Genomic DNA, 828 nt, shown 5'->3' on the forward strand with positions numbered 1-828 from the left:
TTCCAAGAACGCCGATCTCAATCTCGCGGCCGTTAATTCCTTCTTCAACGACGACTTTGCGATCATATTGGAAAGCAAGCTCAAACGCTTTTTGCAGTTCTTCACGGTTTCGGCATTTGCTGATTCCGACACTTGAGCCGAGGTTCGCCGGTTTTACGAAGCAAGGGTAGCCTAATTCCTGTTCAACCTGCTCACAGCTTTCTTTCGGAGAACGAGTCCAGTCTTTCTTAAGGAAAGCTGCGTATTTAGCCTGAGCAAGGCCGGCCTGAGCAAATAAATGTTTCATGACAACTTTATCCATGCCGGCTGAGGAAGCAAGCACTCCGTTGCCGACATAAGGAATGTTCAACAGCTCGAGCATTCCCTGGATCGTACCGTCTTCTCCGTTCGGTCCGTGGAGGAGCGGGAATACGACGTCGATGGCTTCATTTTGCTGTGACGCTTCCTGCGGAAACATCTCCTGGTTCAGGGCAGCTGGAGAAAAAGCACTGCCTCCTTGCTCAAATTGAAGCATTTTCACGTTTGAAACAGGCTCAGTTAAACGGGCGCCTCTAACCCATTCGCCTTTTTCTGTTATATAAATCGGATGTATATCAAACTTCTCAGTATTTAGCGCTTTGATTACAGCCAGAGCTGTCTGCAGGGAAACATTATGTTCTGCCGACTTTCCTCCGTACACTAATCCTAGACTTGTTTTCAATGGATACTCCCCCCACTACAATTCATCTTTACTATCTTATCATTTTCACCGGAAAATGATCTAATTATTTTTGGGCATGCTGATGTTGAATGCATTTGTATGTAATTCCTTTTTATTTTATATTAAAA

General features: G+C 44.9%; 1 protein-coding gene. It reads right to left on the reverse strand.

Annotated features, from left to right (window positions below):
- A partial coding sequence (locus ACWHAR_RS25365; protein WP_452088220.1) for a D-alanine--D-alanine ligase family protein occupies positions 1 to 700 on the reverse strand: 700 nt, incomplete at its 3' end.
- Positions 701 to 828 lie beyond the last annotated feature (128 nt).

Source organism: Bacillus sp. LR--39 (assembly GCF_053613335.1).